Here is a 21,999-nt window from a genome sequence, read left to right on the forward strand (position 1 = left end):
AGGGTATGGCTGCGCGCGTGCTGAGGCTTTATCCGGGACCGCCCGAAGAGGTGGTGCTGACCGGGCTCTGTCTGGCCGACGCGCTCCATACCCTGGGCAGCGCATCGGCGCCGTTCGTCTATGCGAGCTTCGTCGGCAGCCTCGACGGGCGCATCGCGCTGCAGGATGGCGAAGCGAGCCGCCTTCCGGTCGAGATCACCAGCGAGAACGATTTCCGCCTGTTCCTCGAATTGCAGGCCCAGGCCGATTGCCTCGTCACGCACGGCGGTTATCTGCGCGACCTCGCGGCGGGCCGGCTGGACGACGTGCTGCAGATCGGGACGCGCGCCGTGGACCGCGACCTTGCGCGGTGGCGGCAAGAGAACGGCTTGTCCGCCCAACCCGCCGTCGTGATCGCCAGCGCCAGCCTCGATTTTCCGATGCCGCAGTCGGTCATCCGGGAAAAGCAGCGCGTTCTGATCGCAACCGGTCGGCAGGCCCCGCGCGATCGGGTCGACGCGTTGCGCGCGCGTGGCTTCCCGGTGATCGTGGCTGGAGACGGTGCATCGGTGGAGGGGGGGCCTCTGGTCCGGCAACTCGGCAACCTCGGCTTCCGCAGCGTGTATCTGCTGACCGGCCCCCGCATGCTGTCCACCATGCTGCGGGACGGGATGCTGTCGCGGCTCTATCTCACCATCGCGCACCGCGTGGTGGGAGGGGAGAGCTTTCACACCATGGCGACGGGGCCACGGTTGGAGGGCGCCGGCCGTCTGCGTCTGTCCTCGCTGTACTACGACGTCACGACGCCGGATGGCGCGGGTCAATGGTTCGCCCGGTTCGAACCGCTGCGCCCGGCGTGATGCCGGTGCCCGAACTCAGCCGGTCCTTGATTGGTGGCCTTGTTGAAACGAGCGAGCGGGCAGCGGCGACATGTCTCGGCGCTGCCCGCAGGAAGGTCGGTGATGGGCATGATGAGGCACACGGCTTCGCCGTTACCACGCCATCAAAGCTGTGCGCAGGCGTAGGCGTTGATTTCGGTGCCGACGGCGATCACGCGGATTTTCGGTTTGCGCCAAGTCTTCATGATGCGCTCCCTCGGTTCCTGGTTGGATGGACAGGACCATCTGCGGTTCCAGTCCTCTTCAGAAAGCCTACCGGTCCAATCCTGGTGCGGCCATCCTACGAATGGATAGCGGAACGGAAAATACGTATGGAATTTTTGTGGTCAATGAATGCCGAATTTATTCGGCTCTGATTGGGATCGGCCGGTCATCCCCGCGGCGACCTCCGAATGCGTGCTTGAGACCGAATGCTTGATCGCCCCACCATGAGGATGCGCTTCTTCGGACAGACCAGCATGGACCCGACCCGATGACGAGGAATGGTGTTCCGGTTGCGTTGATCGCATTCTTGATCGGCTGCGGTACGGCACAGGCCGAGGATGGCTATCCCACCTACGCCCGCGTCGATTACGTTCTCGGCTGCATGCTGTCGAACGGCCAGGGGCCGGACGTCGTGCGCAAATGCTCCTGCAGCATCGACGAGATCGCCGCGCATTTCCCCTACGACAGCTACGTGGCGGTGGAGACCGCGCGGGGCATGCAGGAGGCACCCGGAGAGCGTGCCGCGCTCATGCGCGACGTCGGGTGGATCAAGGATCTGCTGAACGAGTTCCGGCAAGCCCAGGTCGCCGCCGACCTGAAATGCTTCTGACCGGCCCGGCGGCGGCGCAGGCAACCTTCACGAACCGGAATTGGCGCGGATCGGCCAGCTCTCCTGGAAAACCCGCCCGTTGGAATCCTCGGCGGTGACGTCCAGCGTTCCCTGTTCCTCCGGCACCAGGGAGAAGTGGATGCTGGGGTCCTCGCTCAACGAAATGTCCGACTGCACGTCGAGCACCGGCGCCCCGTTGTAGCGGATGGCGACGGTTTTCACATAGTGGGCCGGGATGAAGTAATAGTTGAGCTGGTCGTACTGCATGCCGGTGTAGTTGGGGTGGCTGATCAGCAGCTGCGCGGTCAGCGGCTTTCCGGCGGTGATGCTGTCGGGAAGGTTCAGCTTCATCTTGCCCATGCGGGCGACGGCGAGCTGGGCGTTCTTCAGGGCCGGGGCGGAGCACCCCCCGGACGCTTTGACGAATTGCGTGGTGCGGAGCAGCCGCCCGTCGCCGGTTTCCGCGACGGCGGTGATGTTGGTGTAGGCGTTCACCCGCAGACGGGTATCGATCGCCTGCGGGCTGTCGCCGTGGGGGAAGCGGAAGGTCGCGGCCATCGGCACGGGATTCTCATCGACGATGAGGTGGACCGCGGTCACCTGCACGCCGCTTCCCGGCGCCGTCACAATCCGGATGGGCACGACCGCCGCGTCGTTGGCCCGCTTCGGGGCCTCCAGGCTGAGGAGCGGCCCGGCATCCTCGACCGTGCGGCCCGCGAAATACATGTCGCGCAGCATGTCCCAGCGTTCCTCCTGTGGCGAGGCCGCCAGAGCGCCCACGCTGCTCAGGCACAGCCAAGCGGCGCCCGACAGCGTGGCGATGGTCCGGTGCGGTGTGGTCATGATGTCATTCCCATTCCAGTTCGGCGAAGACCGCCGTCACGTTGCGCGGGTTGTAGGACTCGAACAGGCGCCAGCGCGGCGCCTCCTCGGCGGCGACCGTTTCGACCGCCTGCTGAATCGTGCCGTGGGCGGCCTGGACCTTGCGGACACCCTCGACGACCCGGCTCAGGTAACGGCGCAGGTCCCCGGCCGCATCCGGCCAGGGGGCCGAGGGTGGGCCGTGTCCGGGAACGACGCGCGCCGCCGGTTCCGTGGCCAGAACGTCGAGGGTACGGAGCCAGCCGAGAACGGAACCGTCGATGGCCGGTGCCCGCTCCATGAACAGCAGGTCCCCGGCCCACAGCGTCTTCGTCTGCCGGTCGAGCACCGTCAGGTCGTTGTCCGTGTGGGCCACCGGCCACGCGGCGAGGTCGAGCACGCGCCCTCCCAGATCGAGTTCCAGGCGGTCGGCGACCACGAGGGTCGGCGGGATGATCCGGACCTCCGCGGCGGCGGCGGCACCGACCGCGGCGTCGAACGCCTGCCGGTAATGTTCCCCGCGCGCTGCCAGGGCCGCCTGGAGGTTGCCGTGGGCGACGAAATCGGGCCGGTCGGACAGGAAGGCTGCGTTTCCCAGAATGTGGTCCGGGTGCATGTGGGTGTTGACGACGTAGCGGATGGGCCGGTCGGTGTGGACGCGGATCGCCTCACGCAAACGATGTCCCATAACCGGCGAGCCGCCGCTGTCGATCACGGCGACGGCGTCATCCCCGACGACGAACCCGCAGTTGGCGATGTCCCCGGCGTTGGCCGCGTCGGTTTCCTCGTGGCGACCGGCGTGCACGAACACACCGGGGGCGACCTCGAACACGGGCAGGGGATCGGCCGTTGCCGGGGCCGCCGCCCCAAACAGCCAGACGGACAGCCAGACGCCGGCCAGCGCCGCGCGCGCGGACGGCCGGAGGAACGTGGCCGCAGCAGCCATCGTCCGGTCCTGCATTGTGTTCAATCGGGCAAGTATGAAACCGCGTCGACGGGGGCGGCAACCGGGCAAAGGTGTTTGTGCGGCGCACCGTCAAAGGCAAGCCGGCCGACGCTGACGGCGGGGGCGAACCATCCCGTGCGCTCCCGCAAGGCCGGCGCTACCGGCAAATGCGCTTCGAAGTCCCGGTAGGCCGACCTCCGGCGTTCGGCCAGACGCCGCACCAGAAAGCGGCCGACCCCGGCGCCGACGAGCGGCGGGGCGTCCGCCATCAGGCCCCGCGACAGCACCTGATCGAGCGCGTCCTCAATCTGGCGGAATTGGCGTTCCGTGAGATGGCCGGCGAGGCGGCGGGCCTTCGCCAGGCCGTTCGGCTCCAGGTCGTCGCCGACCATCCGCAACAGGCGCCGTGCGCTGGCTGTAATGCCGTGGTCGCGCCCGTCCGCCGTCGGGTGCTGATCGGCGCCCTCCGGCAGCGTCCCGGTCAGGCGATGGACGTCGGCCATGGTCGCGAACAACTCCGCCATCAGCGCGCGCCGGCTTCCGCCATAGGGAACGGTGCGGGCCATCGCCATGACCGGGGTGCGCACGACGCCCGTGTAGACCAACTCACCGCTGTCCAGCCGCTCGGCGTCGGAATAGCCGGCATGGAGTGGACCGCCGCCGACGAGCGGGACGATGTCGGTCGTCGTGCTTCCGACATCCAGCAGGACGCCGTCTCCGCCCGCCGCGGCCACCAATGCGGTGGCGTACCAGTTGGCGGAGGCGACCGCCTCCGCGCAGTCGGGCACGGCATCGACCGGCACCAGCCCGCGGGGGCCGGCGAAGACGCGGAGCGTCGCGGCGGGCAGGGCGGACCGCATCGTGGCGGCGATGCGGCGCACACCGTCCGCACGGTTGTCGAACAGGTCCGCCAACTCCCCGGTCATCGTCGCGGCGACCCGTTGCGGTTGGCCCCAACGGGCAACCATCGCCGCGACGGCCTGCTCCAGGCGGTCGAGCCCCAACCAGAGCGGGCAGGGCCACTGGTCGAGGTCGCGGAGCGTCCCCGTTTCGTCGAACAGCGCGGCTTTCAGATGCGCCCCACCGACGTCCAATCCAATCAACGCGCCGCCGTTCATGGCTCACCCCTCAAGCGTCAGAAGGACCGGTTCGATGCGCGTCACCGGCTGCGGCGGGACCGGCGGGTCACGCGCCAGATCCAGCACCGCGGCGGCGACGTTCAGCCCCGTCGCGCGCCACAACCCCACATAGGAGGTGGTGAGGCGCGGGTTGACCTCGATGATCGTCGGCCCGTCGGTACCGATGATGACATCGACGCCCACGCACCCGAACAGGCCGGGCAGCGCCGCCGCAACGCCCCGCGCGAGGTCCGAGAGGTCGGGGGACAGAGCCATCCCGCCGACAATCCCCCCGCTGTAGGAAAAGCGGTCGCCGGACAGCGAAACGGTCTGTCGGTTGGCAGCCAGCGGCCACGCCCGCCCGTCGCGGCAGAGCATCGACAGGCTAGCCGACGTGCCGGACTGGAAGGGCTGCACCACGAAACCGCTCCGGTCCGCCTCGGCCAGCCAGCCTCGCCAGTCGGCATGGTCGCGGATCAGCCGGGTGTCGATGCAGCCGGCCCCGTCGTCGGGCTTGACGACCCACGGACCGTTCCCCGGCGGCCCGTCCGCAGCGACGGCGCCGATCCGCCAGACCGGGGCGACGGGCAGTCCGGCCGCCGACAGAACGGCCGCCGTCGCAGCCTTGCTGGACGTGACGGCCACCACGTCGGTGCGGCTGTTGAGCAGGCGGCGTCCGCTGGCTTCGACCATGCGGCTGAAGCGCTCCAGCGCGCCGTCCGTCTCGGGAGCGATCGGCCAGACGCCGTCCGCCTGCCGGGCGAGGTTCTCCCAAAGCGACCAGGACTCGCGCGGGTCGGTGATGGTTATGCTGCGCACGGGGGATGTGAGCGGCGGAAGGCGGGCGTCGCGCGTCACCGTCACCTCTACACCCGGCACCTCCAGCAGGTTGGCCAGCAGGGCGTGGAGCATCAAGTCGCCCTCGCGGGCGAGGCTGGCGGGGATGGGGGCGTCCGGCGGCATGCCGCCGCCGGTCACGAACTCGACAACCAGGATGCGCATGCCGTCCGTCACCATGCAGCCGAGGGAGTGGGAAATGTTCCACGTCGTTCCGGTGATCGATCTGAGGGAGGGCGGCGTGGTGCACGCCCGTCGCGGCGACCGCGGCCGCTACCCGCCCCTGCGCTCGTCGCTGTGCGCCGGCAACGACCCGGTGGCGGTGGTCGGCGGCCTGCTCCGCCTGCATCCATTCCCGGTGGTCTACGCCGCCGACCTCGACGCGATCCAGGGCAGCGGCGACAACCGGCCGGCGCTGGCGCGGCTGAGGGCGGCCTTTCCGGACGTCGGATTCTGGGTCGATGCCGGGTTCCGCACCGCCGACGCGGTGCGCGGCTTCGTCGCGTCGGGGCTCGGCGACGCGGTGCTCGGCAGCGAAAGCCTGGACGGGCTGGCGCCGCTGGCCGCGCTGAAGGCCGATCCGGCTTGGGCGCGGGTGATCCTGTCGCTCGATTTCCGCGACCGCTTCGTCGGGCCGCCCGGCCTGCCGGAGCGTCCCGACCTGTGGCCGCAACGGATCATCGTCATGACCCTGGCCCGCGTCGGCTCGGGCGAGGGGCCGGACTGGAGCCGCCTCGCCGAGATCGGCCGGGCCAAGCCGCAGGCCAGACTGTTCGCCGCCGGCGGGGTGCGCGACGGCGAGGACCTCCGTGACCTTGCGGCGCGCGGCAGCGCCGGCGCCCTGGTGGCGACGGCGCTGCACGACGGCCGCATCGGCGGTGCGGAACTGGCTGCCCTGTCCCGATAAGCCAGTCACGCGGCGAAGGGGTGCTTCACCTTGTCCTTCTGGCTCATGAGATCCTGCGCGCTCGGGAAGCTGGCGACCGCGCGTTCGATGGCCTCCTTGGTGGCGCGGTAGTTGTAGTCCTGGATCTTGGCGTTGTCCTTGGCCTCCCAGTGGATGAAGACGCCGACGCAGATGAAGATGTTGTCGATCTCGTCCTGCGGGATGGTGCCTTCCGACACGCAGTCGGCGACCGCCTTGGCGACCGCGTGCTGGGCGGGACCGAACATCTGCACGGCCTGCTCCGCACCCTTGATGGTGACCTTGTTGAACAGGATGGTCGCCGGCTTGCACATCAGGTTGGGTGCGACGACGGCGAGGAGGGCGGTGAAGCCGTCCTTGTTGTTGGTCAGCGCGTTGCAGAAGGCCGTTTCCACGGCGCTGCCGCGCGGTCCCATGATCAGGTCGATGTGGGCGACCTCGTTCCCATCACCGACCAGCGATTCACCAACGAGCACGCGGTTGATCTTCGTGGACTGTCCTCCCCACATCGGCATGTCCTCTCTCCCTAGTGTTGCCGGCGTTCTTCGTGGAGCGCGTCTTTTCGAAGAACATCCGTTATGACGGGCGGCTGCGGGGATTGCATGAGCCAGAACGCAAGGAGGCAACCCACGACAATATCCGCGGTCGTTCCCGGGTTGACGCCATTGTATTTGAGGTCCCGGTCCAGTTCCGCCAAGCGCGATCGCGTTAGCGTGAATGCACGATCCGGGACTGCGTTTTCCCTCAATTCCGAAGCCCGTGCGCGTAACCATTCAGAACGCTCCCGCCCGTATTTTCGGATGACATGGCTGTCGGGCAGCGTGGCGAGGAATTCGACATAAATCATTTCCGTGGCCTGCTCGAAATCCGCCCCGGCCGCCAGCCATCGCCGCAGGTTCGGCACGCCGGTGTCGAAGACGTCCGCGAAGCCCGTCGCGTATTGCCGGGCAATGCTGTCGCGGTCCTGCGCCTCCCGCATGGCGTCGAGCAGAGTCACCCGCGCCGGGGCGTGCACGTCCGCCCCCTCCACACGGCCCAGACCGGCGGGCTCGGCCAGCGCGATGGCCTGGAAGGCCAACTCCGCGTCCTCTACGGTCAGAGTGGCGAGGACATGGCGCAACCGGTCGCGCAAGGGGGCGTCGCCGGTCGTCAGCACGGCTTGGGCCAGCGGTGCGGCCAGCAGCAGGATGCCGAGGTTGGTGTTGCAGCCGACGACCGCGCGTGTGGCGCGGACGGCGGCGTGCAGACGTTCGCCGACGCTCAACCCCGGCCGTGCGAGGATGGGCGCGGTCGCCTCGGCGCTGGCGAGAAACTGGGCGACGGTCATGCCGTGCCCTTCGGCGTGGATGTGGACGTTGCCGGGCTTCAGCGCGCGCAGTTCCAGATGGCAGGCGGCGCGGTAGGCGCCGGCCACGCCGGACGATGGATCGGGGGGGATCGGCGCCCAGTCGATCATGCGCCCACCGATCATGCGCCCACCCGCTCGACGAAGTCGGCGGCCAGGGCGTCGGCGATGTCCACCGCGCTGACCCGCTGCAAGCCCTGCCACGCCGGCATGCTGTTGACCTCCAGCACCAGCCAGCGCCCCGCGCGGTCCTGGATCAGATCGACGCCGGCATAGCTCGCGCCGACCGCCGCCGCGGCGCGGACGGCGAGCGCGGCGGGCTCGTCGTCGTTGGGCGCGGCCTCGCAGCTCGCCCCCTGATGGACGTTGGTGATCCAGCTCCGCCCATGTCGGGTCATCGCGGCGACCGCCCGACCGCCCACCACGAAGACGCGGCGGTCCCGCCACGCGCCTTCGCTCCGCGGCGGGATGAAAGGCTGGAGGTAGTAGACGCCGCCGACCGCTTCGGCGTCGGGCAGCGCGTCGGGCCCGTCCAACCGTTGCAGGCCGCGCCCCTGCGCGCCGAACAGCGGTTTCAGCACATGGTCGGGCGCATCGTCGAGGATGTACCGGGCCGGCTCGGCCTCCTGCACGGCAAGGGCCGGCGGGGTGGGCAGGCCGGCGCGGCCCAGCAGGAAGCTCGTCATGCTCTTGTCCACGCAGCGCTCGATGGCCCGCGCGTCGTTGCAGACCGGTACCCCGAGGTCGCGCAGCGCGTGGAGCACGCCGAGGCGCAGCGTCACCTGCTCGAAGCTGCCTTGGCCGACCGCGCGGACGAAGACGCCCGCCGGCAGCGTGTCCTCGAAGCCGGGGATCAGCAGTCCGGTCGCCGTGTGGCCGACGGCGATCCCGCAGCGCCGTGGCGAGACGCAGCGGCAGGATAGGCCGCGCGCCTCGATGGCCCGAACCAGCCGCGGCGTGTGCCAGTCGGGCCGTTCGGTGAGAATCAGGGCGGCGCGCTCACCGGACATCGCGGAACGAGCGCTCCACGAGGTCCGGCGCCAGGGTTCCGCCGTGGAAGCTGCGCCCGCTGTCCAGCGCGGTGACGGTCACGCGCGCCGGGCTGAACAGCATGGAATCGATGGCGTAGAAGTCGCCCTTCGCCGCCGCGAAGATCTCCGCGAAGGGGCGCCCATGGTCCCGCGAGGCGGCGGAGGGCAGGCGGCGTGCCAGATCCTCCGCCGCGTCGTCCGGGCCGGTGACGTGCAGATGGACCGTGCCGCCATAGAGGATCGCGTCGTTGGTCCGGCCCATCGCGGTGAGGAAGCCGCCGCCCGGCGGGGGTAGCGGCGCCATGCCGATGCCGTCGGCGACGCGGTCGAGCGGGAAGCCGAGGGCGTGCAGCTTGTGCAGGGCGACCTCCAGCACGCGGGCCACCACCTGGGTGGTGCCGGCGAGGCTCTGCGTCGGGGTGAGGACCAGGGTCAGCCGGTCCGCGGCGATGCCGCAGGTGGCGGCGATGTGGGCGACCAGTTCCGCGGGGGGCACCGCCGTCGCCTCCATGACGAAGACCGCCGCGTCGGCGGTGTCGCGGTAGTCCAACTCGTCGAACAGCGCCTCCTGCCGGGCCAGCGCGCGGCCGGGGCCGGAGCCCAGCGCGAAGAAGGCGCCCTTGCCGCTGCCGTGGCTGAGGCTCCAGCCGGCATACTGGCTGCCGAGGCAGGCGAGGACCGGCTGCGCGCTGTGGACGGTGACGCCGAACGGCCAGGACGGCGGGCCGGGAACCGTTCCCCAGGGCACCGGGCCGAACGCCACCCGGCCAAGGCCGCCCATGCACAGTTCGGCGATGCGCCGCCCGGCCTCCAGCCCGCCGGGATGGCTAATCCCAGCATCGACGACGCTGGCCCCGCCGACCTTCTGGACGCCGAGACGGAGCACCGGGGCATCGGCCATCAGCCGTTCGACCAACGGCGCCGACAGCGCAGCGAGGCTTGGGCGCGGATCGGACGGCGGTTTCGTGGTCATGGCTGCATCTCCATCGCGGCGGGGGTTGCCAGTTCGCGTTGCCGCCGTTCGGCATGACGCCGTGCCGCGGTGGCGCTGGGGCCTTCCCCAAACACCGTGCAGACCGGCTCGTCGGGCCCGATGGTGACCGGCCCCACTGGCCGGTCCGCGGTCCAGGCCGGCCAACGCCGGCCCGCCTCGATCCGGGTGGCGGCGTCGGCGTAGAGCACCGTCGCCGCCCGGCATCCCGACAACACCGGTAGGCGGTCGGGCAGGCGCCTGGCGCAGGCATCCAGATGGAGGCCAAGCAAGGGCGGCATCGGCGGGCGGTCGAAGACGTCCAACGTTGCACCCGGCCGCGGGTTGATCTCCAACAGATGAAGGTCCGGCCCAGTCACCAGGAAATCGGCGCTGTTCAATCCGAGCAGTTTGAACGCCGCCACGAGACGATCGATCATGGCGGGCAAGGTCCGGGTCCACCGCTCCGGACAGCGCCACGGCCCGGCGGCACCGCCGTAGCGGTAGGGGCTTGCCGCGGTCGGCGCGGTCCACTGCCGGCTCAGCCCGACGATGACCGCGCGGTCGCCGTCCGCGAGGAAGAGGACCGACAGGGCATGGCCGGCGACGCGGCGCTGGATGTACCACCCTGGCTTGGCCTCGGCTAACGATGCGGGAATAACATGTGCGCCTCCGCTGCCGCCGATCCGCTTCAGCAGATGGGAGTCGGGTGACCCATTCACGGTCAGCGCGACCGGGGGATGGGGAATGCCGAGCCGGTGCAGGGTTGCGGCGAAGCGGAACGGGTCCTTGACGCGCGCCACCACCTCGGGCCGGTTGCCCATCAGCGGCCGGTCCTCCGCGAGGTGCGCCAGCAGCGCCGGATCGTCTTCGAAACCGGCGCCGTAGACCAGCGGCAAGCCGCGCAGGTCCGCCCGCGCCAGGGCGTCCCGAAGGGTGGCGGATTCCAGGCGCAGACCTTTGGCGGGCAGGCGCAGGCAGGGCCCGGCAAGCTGTCCGGTGTCCAGATCGCCGAACAAATCGATGGCCGCCGGCCGCCGGCCGGCGCGGCGGGCAGCGGCGGCCAACGCCCGCGCCGACAGGGCCGCGACGACGATGTCCGGCCCTTCCGCCACCGATTCAGCCGGCGATCTGGCGGGCTGCGTCGTAGGCATCGCAGAAATCCAGATACACCGCCGTCTTCGCCGCGGCGAGGCGCGTCAGCAGGGCGTGCTGCACCCGGAACTTGACCGCGCCGATCGCCAGCGCGCCGACGCCGACGCCGCGCCCGCCGGGAAGCGGCGTGCCGTTGTCCTTGGGGCCGACCCCTTCGATGCCGGGCGGCGGAACCGCGTTGATGTCCGCCGCGACCAGCAGGCGGCCCGCTGCGGCGAGGTTGCGCGCCGACAGGATCTGCACGCCGGCCCGTCCGCAGCCGAACACCACCTCGGCATCGCCGAGCAGCGCCTCCCGCGCCGCGTCGTCGGGCGCGTCGGCGCAGGCGAGTTCCACCCCGAAGCGGCGGCGGAACTCGGCGGCCTTCGGCTCCACGCCGGACAGGCCGCGGTGGCTGACCAGGGTGACGCGCGCCCCGGCTAGCGCCGCGATCACGGCGGCGATTCCGCCGACCACGCCGGTTGCGCCGAACACCTTGAGATTTAGCCCCTTGATCCCGTCCGGATGGCTGCGGCGCAGGGCGCGCTCGACGACGGCGACCATGGCGCCGGCCGTCGTGAAGGCTCCCGACGGATCGACCATGACCGAGATGGTGAAGGGCGCGAACATGGCCTTGCGGGCGGCGTCCATCATGTCGAGCGCCAGGACCGCGTCGCGCCCGCCGATGAACAGCCCGGTGCGTGCCGCGTTCGCCGGGTCGCGGGAGAACATCGCGTCCTGGGTGATGCCGGTGATCTCCTCCAGCGCGACGCCGGTGTAGGGGAACAGCGGCCCCATGCCGGCGTCCGCCGCCATGTTGACATCGAAGGCGCTGACGTGCTTCAGCGGCGTCAGCATGTGCAGAACATAGGGTGCGGCCATCGCGCGCCTCCCGCTTGGCTCGGGTGTGAGGGGTCAGGAGGCCCGCAGCACCACCCGGTCGGTGGTGGATTCCAGCGTCGCGCCGTCGTTGCGGCCACGGGCCAGATGGAAGTCCAGCGCGGACCCCGCCCAGCGGCGCCGGGCTTCCGCCAGCAGGGCCTCGGCCCGCCGGGCGTCGCCGACGATGGCGAAGCCGGTCGGCCCCCAGGACGTCTGTCCGACGCCGGGAATGCCCTCGGCCTCCAGCCACGCCAGCGCGTCGGCTACCAAAGGGCTGGTGAAGCGCCCGCCTTGGACCGGGGCGAAATGGTCGCCCACCGTGCGTTGCAACTCGCCCACCGCCCGCCCGAAACGGTCGGCGTCGCCCTCGATCAGCGCCGGAAGGGCCGCCATGACGATCAGGCGGCACAAATGCCCAGCCCGCTCCGCGGGAAAGGGCGGCAGCGCCTTGAAGGCCTGCAACTCGGCGGTGCCGTGCAACCCCTGGCCGTCGCGGTGCAGGATCAGCAACACGCGCCAGGATTCTGGAAAGGGCAGGCGGGCGACGATGGGCGGCGGCGCATCGCCCGGCCCTCGGCCACCGTCCAGGATGACGCCGCCATTCTCGAAGGCGCCGATCCCGATGCCGGAACGGGCGCCACGCTCCAGCTCCGCGGCGAGGCGGCGCACCGTCGAAGGCCGGCCGTGCAAATGCGCGAGCGCGGTGCCGACCGCCAGACCGAGCTGGGTGCCGGACCCCAGCCCGACATGTTCGGGAATGGCCTCTTCCACCGTCAGTTCGGCACGGGCGGGCCAGCGGAAACGATCGCAGACCGCCTGCGCGGCCTTCAGCGCGCGCTCCGCCGACGGGCCGCTCGCGCAGAGGCGGTCGGACGGGCGTGCCCGCAGCGTCGTCGCCATCCCGTCGAGCGTCAGGCCCAGACTGCCGAAACGGCGGCCCAGACCGCCGTTCATGTCGAGAAACCCCAGATGCAACCGCGCGGGCGCCGTAACCCGCACCTCCCTGACTTCATCGACGCCGAGTGGCATGAGGACCTCACTCGCTTAAGGAAAGTTGCGTCGTTCTTTTGGTCATGATAGTCTTGCATCAAAAAAAGACCCCGATCCAATAGTATATACCTCTTCGGGGTGAGGACTGTTCGGTCGCTTCGGGGAGGAAGACATGACCGCGGTTCAGGAAACCACCTATTCCGATACAGAGATCGTTGAGCGGCTGCAGCAAATATTGCCGCGGTGGCGGTTCGAGGACGGCTGGATTCGGCGGAAGTACAAGACGAACAGTTGGAAGGGCACCCTGATGGTGATCAACGCGGTCGGCCATCTGGCCGAGGCCGCGTGGCATCACCCGGACCTCACCGCCTCCTACGCCTGGGTCGAGGTGCGGCTGAAGACCCACTCGGCCAAGGGCATCACCGACAAGGATTTCGACCTCGCCCGCAAGATCGAGGAGGTCGTCCAATGGCAGCCCGCCCGTGACGGCGGCGCGCTGGAGGGAACGCCCAAGGACGATCCGCGCTTCGCCTACATCAAGTACGACTGACGGCATGGCGAGCGACCGGCCAGTCCATCCCGCCGTCCGCCCCGTCGTCCATCGCGACGTCGTGTGCCCGTTCTGCGGCCTCGGCTGCGACGACCTGACCGTCGAGGAAGAACCGCCGTCGACGCTGACGGTGCGCTCCACCGATTGCCCGGTCGCGCGCGAGCGCTATTCCCGCATGCCGGCGGCCGAACCGCCGCGCGTCGCGGGCGTCCCGGTGCCGCTGGCGGAGGCGGTGGACGCCGCGGCGGCGGTGCTGGGCGCGGCGCAGGCGCCCCTGGTGGCCGGTCTCGGCACCGATGTCGATGGCGCGCGGGCCGCCCTGTCGCTTGCCGAACGGCTGGGGGCGGTGGTCGATCACGCGCTGTCCGACGGGTTGTACCGAAATCTGGCGGTGCTTCAGCGCACGGGCTGGATCGCGACGACCCTGGCCGAGCTGCGCAATCGCTGCGACCTGCTGCTGGTGACCGGACCGGACCCGGCGACTCTCCACCCGCGCCTCTTCGAGCGCTGGGTGACGCCCGCGCCGGCCTTCCAGGCGCCGCCGTCGCGGGAGGTGGTGTTCCTGTGCGGAGAGCCGCTGGACACCACGCGGGCTGTGCTCTCGGGTCTTCCCGTCGCGGTGCTGGCCGGTGACCCCGCGAAGATTGGGGACGCGGCGGCGGCGCTGGCGGCAGCCGTGGCCGATCCATTCCGTGCCTCGGGAGCCGCGGGCATTGCGGCCGGCGACATCGCCGCCCTGGCGGAGCGGGTGGTGACGGCGCGCTACGCGGTCGTGGCCTGGGCCGCCGCCGCCTTCGAGGGGCCGCACATCGACTTGACGGTGGAGCGGCTGGTCCACCTCGTGCGCGCGGTGAACCGGCACACCCGCTGCGCCGGCCTGCCGTTGGCCGGGCACGACAATGTGGTTGGGGTCAATCAGGTCTGCACGTGGCAATTCGGCGTGCCGCTGCGCATGTCGCTGGCCGGAGGGACACCGTTGCACGATCCCCACCGCTTCGCCTGGGCGCGCTATGCGGAGGTAGCGGACACCGTCGTCTGGGTGTCCGCCTTTCGGCCCGAGGTGCCCACCTTTCCCGCGGGGCAGACGGTCGTCGCGCTGGCCCCGCCAGGAACGGCCTTTGCCGACGAGCCGGCGGTGTTCATTCCCGTCGGCACGCCGGGCATCGACCACCCGGCCCATGTCTTCCGCAGCGACACGGTGGTCGCCCTGCGCGCGCGGGGCCTCATCGATCGTGGTTTGCCGGACGCCGCGACCGTGCTGAAGGCCATCGCCGCCGCCCTGCCTCAGGAGAGCCCGCCATGTTGATGAAGCTCGCCGGGGCGCGCCTTTACGACCCCGCCAACGGCCGTGACGGCGCGGTGGGCGACCTGTTCGTCCAGGACGGGCGGATCGTCGCCGATCCCGATCCCGGCGCCGCGCCGGACGAGGTCCATGACCTGTCCGGACGGGTCGTGATGGCCGGCGCCATCGACATCCACAGCCACATCGCCGGCGGAAAGGTCAACATCGCGCGCCTGCTGATGGCGGAGGAGCATCGCGCGGCGGAAGGGGCTTGCGGCTGCGGTGTTGGCCTCGCCACCCCGTCCACCCACGCCACCGGCTGCCGCTACGCCCAGATGGGCTACACGGCGGCCTTTGAGCCGGCGATGCTGCCGAGCAACGCCCGCCACGCCCATCTGGAGATGGCGGACATCCCCCTGATCGACACCGGCGGCTATCTGGTGCTGGGCAACGATGACCTGCTGCTGGAGCTTCTCGCCTCCGGCGCCGGGGAGCAGGCGGTGGCCGATTACGTCGGCTTCATGCTGAACGCCACGCGCAGCCTCGCCGTAAAGGCGGTGAATCCCGGCGGCATCAACGCCTTCAAATACAACCGACGGCGCCTTGACGTGGACGAGGCCGGACCCTTCCACGCCATCACGCCGCGCCGCATCCTCACCGCCCTGGCGGGGGCGGTGCAGCGGCTGGGCATCCCGCACCCGCTGCACCTGCACGGCTTCAACCTCGGTGTGCCGGGCAATGTCGAGGCGACGCTCGACAGCATCGCGGCGGTCGATGGTCTTCGGCTCCACCTCACCCACGTCCAGTTCCACGCCTATGGCGCGGAGGGCGACCGGAAATTCTCCTCCGCCGCCGTGCACGTGGCTGAGGCGGTCAACCGCCGGCCCAACATCTCGGTGGATGTCGGGCAGATCATGTTCGGCCAGACGGTGACGGCCTCGGCCGACACCATGGCCCAGATGAACAACGCCGGGCTCGCCCATCCGAAGAAATGGGTGATGATGGACATCGAATGCGACGCCGGCTGCGGCGTCGTGCCCTTCCGCTACCGCGACAAGGCCTTCGTCAACGCGCTGCAATGGGCGATCGGGCTGGAGTTGTTCCTGCTGATCGAGGACCCCTGGCGCGTCTTCCTCACCACCGACCACCCCAACGGCGCGCCCTTCACCAGCTATCCCGAGCTGATCCGCCTGCTGATGGACCGCGATTACCGCCTCGCCCGGATGGCGGAGCTGCACCCGGCGTTGCCGGAGCACACCATCCTGGGGTCGCTGACGCGCGAGTATTCGCTGGGCGAGATCGCCACCATGACCCGCGCCGCCCCGGCGCGCATCCTGGGCATGACCGACCGCGGCCATCTCGGTCCGGGGGCGGTCGCCGACATCACCGTCTACACCGACCGGCCGGACCGCCGCACCATGTTCGAAAAACCCGACCTCGTCTTCAAGGACGGCCGGCTGATCGTCCGCGACGGCGTGGTGGTGGCGTTCCTCCAGGGGCGCACGCATGTGGTCGAGCCGGCCTACGACCGGACGATCGAGTCCTGGATGGCGCGCCGCTTCGACGAGCGCATGGGCCAGCGGCTGACGCAGTTCCGCATTGCGGAGGAGGAGATCCGCGGCGGCACCGGCCTGGTCCGCCATGCGTGTCAGCCGGGGGCTTTCTGATGCGGCTCAACGGCGTCCACATCGAGGACACCTTCGCCGAGGCTTTTCCCATGCTCGGCACGCGGCTGGTGATCACCGCCGACACGCCGGACTGGGTGCAGGCGGCGGTGGTCAGCATGACGGGCTTCGCCACCTCGGTCATCGCCTGCGGCTGCGAGGCGGCGATGGAGCGCCTGTTGCCATCCGACGAGACGCCGGACTCCCGGCCCGGCACCGCGGTGCTGCTGTTCGCCATGTCCAGGGCGGAACTGGCGAAGCAGGTGGCGCGCCGCGTCGGACAATGCGTGATGACCTGCCCCGGGACGGCCTGCTACGCGGGACTGCGGGAGGGGGTGCCAATCCCGCTCGGCAACGCGCTGCGCTATTTCGGCGACGGCTGGCAGATCGCCAAGCGGGTCGGCGGCCGCCGCTATTGGCGCATCCCGGTCATGGACGGCGAATTCCTGTGCGAGGCGGCCACCGCGGCGGTCGACGGCGTCGGCGGCGGCAACTTCATCATCCTGGCGGCCGACCGCCGCGCCGGGCTGGCGGCGGCGCAGGCGGCGGTCCTGGCGATCCGCGACGTGCCGGGCGCCATCCTGCCCTTTCCCGGCGGGGTGGTCCGCTCCGGTTCCAAGATCGGCGGCAAATACAAGGGCGTGATCGCCTCCACCAACACCGCCTTCTGCCCGACGCTGCGGGCGGCGGTGCCGGCGTCGCTGGTGCCGGAGGGGGTGGAGTCCATCCTTGAACTGGTCATCGACGGGGTGAGCGAAGCGGCGGTCGCCGCCGCCATGCGCGCGGGCATCGCCGCCGTGGCGGACCTCGGCGCCGCGGGCGGCGTGGTGTCGGTCACCGCCGGCAATTACGGCGGCAAGCTCGGCCGCTACCAGTTCCGCCTGCACGAGGTGATGGCATGAGCGGCGTCGTCCTCACCACGCGCGATCCTTCCGGTCCGCCGATCGACATGACCGGCGTCCTGCCCGAACGGCTGACTGCGGGCGGGCGGGAGGCGCTGGCTGGGCTGATGCTGGTCCGTGGGCGGGGGCGTCACCGCTTGGACGCGCTGTTCACGCTGGAGGACGGCGGCCCTCCCAATACCCTGATCCTGCGGCCCGGCGGCGCGGTGCTCGACGGGGTGGGAACGGGCATGACCGCCGGGGAACTCACGGTCGAGGGGGAGTGCGGCGCCTATGCCGGCAGCGCCATGCGCGGTGGCACGCTGACCGTCGAGGGGAACTGCGGTGCCTTCGCCGCGGCCGAAATGTCCGGCGGGCGCCTGCGCGTCGCGGGCGATGCCGGCGATTTCCTTGGGGCGCCGCTGGCCGGCGGCACGCGCGGCATGAGCGGCGGCTCCGTCATCGTCATGGGCAACGCCGGGGACCGCGTCGGCGAGCGGATGCGACGGGGCCTGATCGCCGTCCACGGGCGTGTGGGGAGCCTGTGCGGCGCCCGGATGATCGCCGGGACGATCGTCGTCGGCGCTGGTTGCGGCTCCGATCCGGGGCAGGCCATGCGCCGCGGCTCCATCCTGCTGCCCCGGGCGCCGGAAGCCGTTCCGTCCGGTTTCGTCGATGGCGGCATGAACGACTGGCTGTTTCTGGACCTGATGCGGAAGGAGCTGATCGATGACGGGGCTTGGCCCAGTGGATTCCCAACCGCCGGAACCCGTGCCCGGCGCCTTATCGGCGACCGATCGGCGGGAGGGATCGGAGAGGTGCTTATCTTGTCAGAAGGGTAGCGGGCGCCCTCCTGTGATCCGTGCCGCCGCCCTTCTGACCGTTGCCGCCGCGCTCCTGTTCGGGGCACCGGCGTGGGGCGCCGATCCGCTGGTGGTCCGCATCGGCTATCTGACCCGCGCGGAGGAGCCGCGGATTCCCCAGACCTTCCTCGAACCGGTGTCGGAGGACGAGGGAGTCCAGGGCGCCCGCCTCGCCATCGCCGACAACAACACGACGGGGCGATTCCTCAACCAGCGCTTCGATCTGGTCGAGGTGACGGTGCCGGAGGACGGGCGCGTCGAGGAGGCCGTGCGCGACCTCGCCGGGCAGGGTGTGCACCTGCTCGTCGCCGACCTGAAGGAGGACGCCCTGCTCGCCGCGGTCGCGGCGCCCGAGGCGGGCGGCATGCTGATCTTCAACACCCGCGCCCCGGACGACGACCTGCGCAACGAGCGCTGCCGCGCCAACCTGCTGCATGTGACGCCCAGCCGGCGGATGCAGGCCGACGCGCTGGCGCAGTATCTCGCCGCGCGGAAATGGATGAACTGGCTGCTGGTGGTCGGGCGGACTCCGCAGGACGCCGCCTATGCCGACGCGATCCGCGCCGCCGCCAAGCGCTACCGCGCCAAGATCGTCGAGGAGAAGCGTTGGACCTTCGAGGACGCGAACCGCCGCGTCGACACCGGCCACGTCACCGTGCAATCGGAAATCCTCACCTTCACCCAGGGCACCGAGCACGACGTGCTGGTCGTCGCCGACGAGGCGGACGGGTTCGGCGAGTATCTGCTCTACCAGACGTGGCTGCCCCGCCCGGTCGTCGGCACCCATGGGCTCGTCCCGACGGCGTGGTCGCGCGTGCATGAGCAGTGGGGGGCGACGCAGATCCACAGCCGCTTCGAACGGCAGGCCGGGCGCTGGATGCGTCCGCGCGACTACACCGCCTGGATGGCCGTCCGCGCGGTGGGCGAGGCAGCGACGCGCACCAAGTCCGCCGACCCCGCGGCGCTCGCCGCCTTCGTGCGCGGCCCGGACTTCGCCCTGCCGGCCTTCAAGGGGCAGGGGCTGACCTTCCGCGACTGGGACGGGCAGCTTCGGCAACCGGTGCTGCTGGCAGGGCCGCGGGTGCTCGTCTCGGTGTCGCCGCAGCCGGGCTATCTGCACCAATTCTCGGAACTCGACACGCTCGGCGACGATCGCCCGGAAAGCCGGTGCCGCAACCGCTGAGAAGAGCCCCGGCAGGGGGCAACCATGGGAGGGAACGTGATGTCGTTAACCGGAGGAACCGCCCGGATCGGTGCGTTAGCGTTGCTGGGTTTCGCCGTCGCCCAGCCCGCGCAGGCGGACACGATCTTCGTGTCGAACGAGAAGAGCAACACCGTCTCGGTGGTGGACGGCGGCAAGCTGCAGGTGGTCGCCACGATCAAAGTCGGCCGCCGGCCGCGCGGCATCACCTTCAACGAGGACATGACGCAGATCTTCGTCTGCGTCGGCGACGACAACCGGATCGACGTCATCGACGTGGCGACCCAGAAGGTGGTCGACCGCTTGCCCTCCGGCCCCGATCCGGAGCTGTTCGTCCTGGACCCGCAGGGACACCGGCTCTACGTCGCCAACGAGGACGACAACATGGTCTCGGTGGTGGACATCGGAGCCAAGAAGATCATCGGCGAGATCCAGGTCGGGGTAGAGCCGGAGGGCATGGGCGTCAGCCCGGACGGCAAGATTCTGGTGAACACGTCCGAAACGACGAACATGGCCCATTTCATCGACACGGAGTCGCACAAGATCATCGACAACGTGCTGGTCGATGCGCGCCCGCGCGTCGCCCAATTCACCGGGGACGGGCGGTTCGTCTGGGTGTCGTCGGAGGTCGGCGGGACGGTCAGCGTCATCGACGCGGCTTCGCGCAAGCTCGTCCACAAGATCAGCTTCGCGGTCCAGGGCGTGCCGCGCGAATCCATCCAGCCGGTCGGCATCCAGCTGACCAGCGACGGGCAGCGCGCCTTCGTCGCTCTCGGCCCGGCCAACCGGGTCGCCGAGGTCGACGCCAAGACCTACGAGGTGAAGCGCTACCACCTCGTCGGTCAGCGCGTCTGGAATCTGGCGCTGTCGCCGGACGAGAAGCGCCTCTACACGACCAACGGCGTCAGCAACGACATGTCGGTGATGGACCTGGAGCGCGGCCGGGTCGTGAAGTCGATCGCGGTCGGCGGTGCGCCCTGGGGCGTAATCGTCAAGCCGTGATGGGCACGCTCCCCTCTCCCGTCCCGGGAGAGGGTGGCCGCGAAGCGGTCGGGTGAGGGTACTGGCAGGGATCAGGAACGCATTCTTGCTCGACCCTCACCCTTCCCACGCTCACGCGTGGGCCCCTTCCCTCTCCCGGGGCGGGAGAGGGGGGTGAACAGCGGTACCCCCGGCGATGGAGACGACATGGATTGTTTCGAAACGGCGCCTCCCGAGCCGCATGCCGTTCCCGGTGACGCTGCGGCGGCCCCGGTCCTGGCGGTCGAGGGGCTGAGCCACAGCTTCGGGGCGCGAACGGCGCTGGACGGCGTGTCGTTCGGCGTTCCCGCGGGGCGGTTCACCGTGCTGCTGGGGCTCAACGGCGCCGGGAAGACGACGCTCTTCTCCCTGATCACGCGAATCTACAACACCCGCCAGGGGAGCATCCGGATCTTCGGATTCGACATGCGCCGGCACCCGGCCCAGGCGCTGGCCCGCATCGGCGTGGTGTTCCAGCAGCCGACGCTCGACCCGGACCTGACCGTCATCCAGAACCTGCGCTACCACGGCGGGCTGCACGGCTTGGCGCCCGCCGACATCGAGGCGCGGGCGGGCGAGGAACTGGCCCGTATCGGCTTGGCCGAGCGCGCGGACGAGCGCGTGCGCACCCTGTCCGGCGGGCAACGGCGGCGGGTGGAGATCGCCCGCGCGCTGCTCCACCGCCCGAGCCTGCTGCTTCTGGACGAACCGACCGTCGGGCTCGACATCGAGCTGCGCCGACAGGTCCTCGACCATGTGCACGACCTCTGCCGCGAGCGGGGGCTGGCCGTGCTGTGGGCGACCCACCTGATCGACGAGGCGCGCGACGGCGACGGCGTCGTGGTCCTGCACCGCGGGCACGTTCTGGCCGCCGGGCTGGTCGAGGGGGTGTGCGCCGCCACCGGCACCGCGACCCTGGGCGACGCCTTCGCCCGGCTGACGGCGACGGGAGGGAGGGAATGAACGCGACGCTCCACTGGCGTTGCCTGCGCGCGGTCATCGTCCGCGAGGGGCTGCGCTTCGTGCACCAGCGCGAGCGGTTCTTCGCCGCCCTGGTGCGGCCGCTGGTCTGGCTGGCCATCTTCGCGGTGGGCTTCCGCGCCGTGCTCGGCCTGTCGATCATCCCGCCCTACGAGACCTACATCCTCTACGAGGATTACGTGACGCCGGGGCTGGTGGCCATGATCCAGCTGTTCAATGGAATGCAGAGTTCGCTGTCCATGGTCTACGACCGGGAGATGGGCAGCATGAAGACCCTGCTGGTCAGCCCGCTGCCGCGCTGGTACCTGCTGGTCTGCAAGCTGCTGGCCGGTGTTCTGGTATCGATCGCCCAGGTCTATGTCTTCCTCGCCATCGCTTGGTTCTGGGGCGTCCAGCCGCCGGAACTCGGCTATCTCACGGTGCTGCCGGCCCTGGTGCTGAGCGGGCTGATGCTGGGCGCGCTCGGCCTTCTGCTATCCTCCTTCATCCGGCAGCTGGAGAATTTCGCGGGCGTGATGAACTTCGTCATCTTCCCGATGTTCTTCGCCTCTTCGGCACTCTACCCGCTGTGGCGCATCCGCGAGGGCAGCCCGACGCTCGCCTGGATCGCCGGGGTCAACCCCTTCACGCAGGCTGTCGAGCTGATCCGCTTCGCTCTGTATCTGCAATTCAACGGCACGGCGTTCCTGGCCGTCGCCGCGTGCCTCGCGCTGTTCCTGGGGGCGGCGATCCTCGCCTACGATCCCGGGCGGGGCTTCTGGGCGCGCCGCGGCGGGCCGGCGGAACAGGGGTGACAAGACGGGCGGAACCGCCCCCGGCGACCTAC

General features: G+C 70.3%; 24 protein-coding genes. 12 read left to right on the top strand and 12 right to left on the bottom strand.

Going from position 1 to position 21,999, the window contains the following annotated elements; all coding sequences use genetic code 11:
* Positions 1 to 5 precede the first annotated feature (5 nt).
* A complete protein-coding gene (locus DS837_RS04430; RefSeq protein ID WP_149163625.1) occupies positions 6 to 839 on the top strand; it encodes a RibD family protein in 834 nt (277 codons plus the stop codon).
* 143 nt (positions 840 to 982) lie between these two features.
* Here the strand turns inward: DS837_RS04430 and pqqA are convergent, their stop codons facing one another.
* The gene (gene pqqA / locus DS837_RS33270; RefSeq protein WP_014242213.1) at positions 983 to 1,063 is read right to left on the bottom strand and encodes a pyrroloquinoline quinone precursor peptide PqqA; all 81 of its coding nucleotides are present in this window, start codon (positions 1,061 to 1,063) and stop codon (positions 983 to 985) included.
* A 314-nt stretch (positions 1,064 to 1,377) separates the two neighbouring features.
* On the opposite strand from pqqA, the gene DS837_RS04440 reads away from it, so the two are divergent.
* Positions 1,378 to 1,692, top strand: a complete 315-nt coding sequence (locus DS837_RS04440) for a hypothetical protein (protein ID WP_149163626.1) — start codon at positions 1,378 to 1,380, stop codon at positions 1,690 to 1,692.
* Between the two features lie 27 nt (positions 1,693 to 1,719).
* Here the strand turns inward: DS837_RS04440 and DS837_RS04445 are convergent, their stop codons facing one another.
* From DS837_RS04445 to DS837_RS04460, 4 genes are read right to left on the bottom strand one after another with little or no spacing between them, the layout of a single operon-like run.
* Positions 1,720 to 2,535 carry a quinoprotein dehydrogenase-associated SoxYZ-like carrier gene (locus DS837_RS04445; RefSeq protein ID WP_149163627.1) on the bottom strand — a complete coding sequence of 272 codons (816 nt, stop codon included), beginning with the start codon at positions 2,533 to 2,535 and terminating at the stop codon, positions 1,720 to 1,722.
* 4 nt (positions 2,536 to 2,539) lie between these two features.
* Positions 2,540 to 3,499, bottom strand: coding sequence for a quinoprotein relay system zinc metallohydrolase 2 (locus DS837_RS04450; protein WP_247889762.1), 960 nt, complete (start codon positions 3,497 to 3,499; stop codon positions 2,540 to 2,542).
* A 20-nt stretch (positions 3,500 to 3,519) separates the two neighbouring features.
* Positions 3,520 to 4,617 carry a hydantoinase/oxoprolinase family protein gene (locus tag DS837_RS04455; protein WP_149163629.1) on the bottom strand — a complete coding sequence of 366 codons (1,098 nt, stop codon included), beginning with the start codon at positions 4,615 to 4,617 and terminating at the stop codon, positions 3,520 to 3,522.
* Between the two features lie 3 nt (positions 4,618 to 4,620).
* Positions 4,621 to 5,619 (bottom strand): ATP-grasp domain-containing protein, encoded by a 999-nt coding sequence (locus DS837_RS04460; protein ID WP_149163630.1) that lies wholly within the window; start codon positions 5,617 to 5,619, stop codon positions 4,621 to 4,623.
* On the opposite strand from DS837_RS04460, the gene DS837_RS04465 reads away from it, so the two are divergent.
* Complete coding sequence (locus DS837_RS04465; RefSeq protein WP_247889763.1) at positions 5,618 to 6,361, top strand: HisA/HisF-related TIM barrel protein; 744 nt, start codon at positions 5,618 to 5,620, stop codon at positions 6,359 to 6,361. The two genes, DS837_RS04460 and DS837_RS04465, sit on opposite strands and share 2 nt — an antisense overlap.
* Positions 6,362 to 6,366: 5 nt before the next feature.
* Here the strand turns inward: DS837_RS04465 and fae are convergent, their stop codons facing one another.
* From fae to DS837_RS04500, 7 genes are read right to left on the bottom strand one after another with little or no spacing between them, the layout of a single operon-like run.
* On the bottom strand, positions 6,367 to 6,894 hold the full coding sequence (gene fae / locus DS837_RS04470; protein WP_162471583.1) for a formaldehyde-activating enzyme: 528 nt from the start codon (positions 6,892 to 6,894) through the stop codon (positions 6,367 to 6,369).
* A gap of 11 nt (positions 6,895 to 6,905) precedes the next feature.
* Complete coding sequence (locus DS837_RS04475) at positions 6,906 to 7,835, bottom strand: triphosphoribosyl-dephospho-CoA synthase (RefSeq protein ID WP_149163631.1); 930 nt, start codon at positions 7,833 to 7,835, stop codon at positions 6,906 to 6,908.
* A gap of 11 nt (positions 7,836 to 7,846) precedes the next feature.
* A complete protein-coding gene (locus DS837_RS04480; protein ID WP_149163632.1) occupies positions 7,847 to 8,734 on the bottom strand; it encodes a RimK family alpha-L-glutamate ligase in 888 nt (295 codons plus the stop codon).
* Entirely contained in the window at positions 8,724 to 9,728 is a 1,005-nt protein-coding gene (mch, locus tag DS837_RS04485; RefSeq protein WP_149163633.1) for a methenyltetrahydromethanopterin cyclohydrolase, read from the bottom strand. The genes DS837_RS04480 and mch overlap by 11 nt, the downstream gene beginning before the upstream one ends.
* Positions 9,725 to 10,879 (bottom strand): ATP-grasp domain-containing protein, encoded by a 1,155-nt coding sequence (locus tag DS837_RS04490; RefSeq protein WP_247889764.1) that lies wholly within the window; start codon positions 10,877 to 10,879, stop codon positions 9,725 to 9,727. Before DS837_RS04490 ends, mch begins: the two co-directional genes overlap by 4 nt.
* Entirely contained in the window at positions 10,845 to 11,741 is an 897-nt protein-coding gene (locus DS837_RS04495; protein ID WP_149163634.1) for an NAD(P)-dependent methylenetetrahydromethanopterin dehydrogenase, read from the bottom strand. Before DS837_RS04495 ends, DS837_RS04490 begins: the two co-directional genes overlap by 35 nt.
* Positions 11,742 to 11,774: 33 nt before the next feature.
* Positions 11,775 to 12,770: a beta-ribofuranosylaminobenzene 5'-phosphate synthase family protein gene (locus DS837_RS04500; RefSeq protein ID WP_149163635.1), complete on the bottom strand. Its 996-nt coding sequence runs from the start codon at positions 12,768 to 12,770 to the stop codon at positions 11,775 to 11,777.
* A 133-nt stretch (positions 12,771 to 12,903) separates the two neighbouring features.
* Here DS837_RS04500 and DS837_RS04505 point away from each other — a divergent pair, with 133 nt between their 5' ends.
* The 9 genes from DS837_RS04505 to DS837_RS04545 all read left to right on the top strand — a co-directional run bounded on the left by DS837_RS04505 (position 12,904) and on the right by DS837_RS04545 (position 21,967).
* Positions 12,904 to 13,281 carry a 4a-hydroxytetrahydrobiopterin dehydratase gene (locus DS837_RS04505; RefSeq protein ID WP_149163636.1) on the top strand — a complete coding sequence of 126 codons (378 nt, stop codon included), beginning with the start codon at positions 12,904 to 12,906 and terminating at the stop codon, positions 13,279 to 13,281.
* 4 nt (positions 13,282 to 13,285) lie between these two features.
* Positions 13,286 to 14,587: a formylmethanofuran dehydrogenase gene (locus DS837_RS04510; RefSeq protein WP_149163637.1), complete on the top strand. Its 1,302-nt coding sequence runs from the start codon at positions 13,286 to 13,288 to the stop codon at positions 14,585 to 14,587.
* The gene (locus DS837_RS04515; RefSeq protein WP_149163638.1) at positions 14,581 to 16,230 is read left to right on the top strand and encodes a formylmethanofuran dehydrogenase subunit A; all 1,650 of its coding nucleotides are present in this window, start codon (positions 14,581 to 14,583) and stop codon (positions 16,228 to 16,230) included. The genes DS837_RS04510 and DS837_RS04515 overlap by 7 nt, the downstream gene beginning before the upstream one ends.
* Positions 16,230 to 17,129, top strand: a complete 900-nt coding sequence (fhcD, locus tag DS837_RS04520) for a formylmethanofuran--tetrahydromethanopterin N-formyltransferase (RefSeq protein ID WP_149163639.1) — start codon at positions 16,230 to 16,232, stop codon at positions 17,127 to 17,129. The genes DS837_RS04515 and fhcD overlap by 1 nt, the downstream gene beginning before the upstream one ends.
* A complete protein-coding gene (locus DS837_RS04525; protein WP_149163640.1) occupies positions 17,126 to 17,950 on the top strand; it encodes a formylmethanofuran dehydrogenase subunit C in 825 nt (274 codons plus the stop codon). The genes fhcD and DS837_RS04525 overlap by 4 nt, the downstream gene beginning before the upstream one ends.
* Before the next feature lie 13 nt (positions 17,951 to 17,963).
* Positions 17,964 to 19,154, top strand: a complete 1,191-nt coding sequence (locus tag DS837_RS04530; protein WP_149163641.1) for an ABC transporter substrate-binding protein — start codon at positions 17,964 to 17,966, stop codon at positions 19,152 to 19,154.
* Positions 19,155 to 19,193: 39 nt separating this feature from the next.
* Positions 19,194 to 20,174, top strand: a complete 981-nt coding sequence (locus tag DS837_RS04535) for a PQQ-dependent catabolism-associated beta-propeller protein (RefSeq protein WP_149163642.1) — start codon at positions 19,194 to 19,196, stop codon at positions 20,172 to 20,174.
* 186 nt (positions 20,175 to 20,360) lie between these two features.
* Positions 20,361 to 21,155 (top strand): ABC transporter ATP-binding protein, encoded by a 795-nt coding sequence (locus tag DS837_RS04540; RefSeq protein ID WP_149163643.1) that lies wholly within the window; start codon positions 20,361 to 20,363, stop codon positions 21,153 to 21,155.
* Positions 21,152 to 21,967 carry an ABC transporter permease gene (locus tag DS837_RS04545; protein ID WP_149163644.1) on the top strand — a complete coding sequence of 272 codons (816 nt, stop codon included), beginning with the start codon at positions 21,152 to 21,154 and terminating at the stop codon, positions 21,965 to 21,967. The genes DS837_RS04540 and DS837_RS04545 overlap by 4 nt, the downstream gene beginning before the upstream one ends.
* Positions 21,968 to 21,999: the final 32 nt, after the last annotated feature.

The organism is Azospirillum brasilense (assembly GCF_008365405.1).
In the GTDB taxonomy this organism is placed as follows: Bacteria; Pseudomonadota; Alphaproteobacteria; order Azospirillales; family Azospirillaceae; genus Azospirillum; species Azospirillum brasilense_D.

Coding starts and splice junctions, on each gene's coding strand:
- DS837_RS04475 (WP_149163631.1), bottom strand. CDS start 7,835: ATGATCGACTGGGCGCCGATCCCCCCCGATCCATCGTCCGGCGTGGCC.
- DS837_RS04430 (WP_149163625.1), top strand. CDS start 6: ATGGCTGCGCGCGTGCTGAGGCTTTATCCGGGACCGCCCGAAGAGGTG.
- DS837_RS04510 (WP_149163637.1), top strand. CDS start 13,286: ATGGCGAGCGACCGGCCAGTCCATCCCGCCGTCCGCCCCGTCGTCCAT.
- DS837_RS04535 (WP_149163642.1), top strand. CDS start 19,194: ATGTCGTTAACCGGAGGAACCGCCCGGATCGGTGCGTTAGCGTTGCTG.
- DS837_RS04540 (WP_149163643.1), top strand. CDS start 20,361: ATGGATTGTTTCGAAACGGCGCCTCCCGAGCCGCATGCCGTTCCCGGT.
- fhcD (WP_149163639.1), top strand. CDS start 16,230: ATGCGGCTCAACGGCGTCCACATCGAGGACACCTTCGCCGAGGCTTTT.
- DS837_RS04480 (WP_149163632.1), bottom strand. CDS start 8,734: ATGTCCGGTGAGCGCGCCGCCCTGATTCTCACCGAACGGCCCGACTGG.
- DS837_RS04445 (WP_149163627.1), bottom strand. CDS start 2,535: ATGACCACACCGCACCGGACCATCGCCACGCTGTCGGGCGCCGCTTGG.
- pqqA (WP_014242213.1), bottom strand. CDS start 1,063: ATGAAGACTTGGCGCAAACCGAAAATCCGCGTGATCGCCGTCGGCACC.
- mch (WP_149163633.1), bottom strand. CDS start 9,728: ATGACCACGAAACCGCCGTCCGATCCGCGCCCAAGCCTCGCTGCGCTG.
- DS837_RS04515 (WP_149163638.1), top strand. CDS start 14,581: ATGTTGATGAAGCTCGCCGGGGCGCGCCTTTACGACCCCGCCAACGGC.
- DS837_RS04525 (WP_149163640.1), top strand. CDS start 17,126: ATGAGCGGCGTCGTCCTCACCACGCGCGATCCTTCCGGTCCGCCGATC.
- DS837_RS04490 (WP_247889764.1), bottom strand. CDS start 10,879: ATGCCTACGACGCAGCCCGCCAGATCGCCGGCTGAATCGGTGGCGGAA.
- DS837_RS04460 (WP_149163630.1), bottom strand. CDS start 5,619: ATGCGCATCCTGGTTGTCGAGTTCGTGACCGGCGGCGGCATGCCGCCG.
- fae (WP_162471583.1), bottom strand. CDS start 6,894: ATGCCGATGTGGGGAGGACAGTCCACGAAGATCAACCGCGTGCTCGTT.
- DS837_RS04495 (WP_149163634.1), bottom strand. CDS start 11,741: ATGGCCGCACCCTATGTTCTGCACATGCTGACGCCGCTGAAGCACGTC.
- DS837_RS04450 (WP_247889762.1), bottom strand. CDS start 3,499: ATGGCTGCTGCGGCCACGTTCCTCCGGCCGTCCGCGCGCGCGGCGCTG.
- DS837_RS04545 (WP_149163644.1), top strand. CDS start 21,152: ATGAACGCGACGCTCCACTGGCGTTGCCTGCGCGCGGTCATCGTCCGC.
- DS837_RS04465 (WP_247889763.1), top strand. CDS start 5,618: ATGCCGTCCGTCACCATGCAGCCGAGGGAGTGGGAAATGTTCCACGTC.
- DS837_RS04505 (WP_149163636.1), top strand. CDS start 12,904: ATGACCGCGGTTCAGGAAACCACCTATTCCGATACAGAGATCGTTGAG.
- DS837_RS04500 (WP_149163635.1), bottom strand. CDS start 12,770: ATGCCACTCGGCGTCGATGAAGTCAGGGAGGTGCGGGTTACGGCGCCC.
- DS837_RS04455 (WP_149163629.1), bottom strand. CDS start 4,617: ATGAACGGCGGCGCGTTGATTGGATTGGACGTCGGTGGGGCGCATCTG.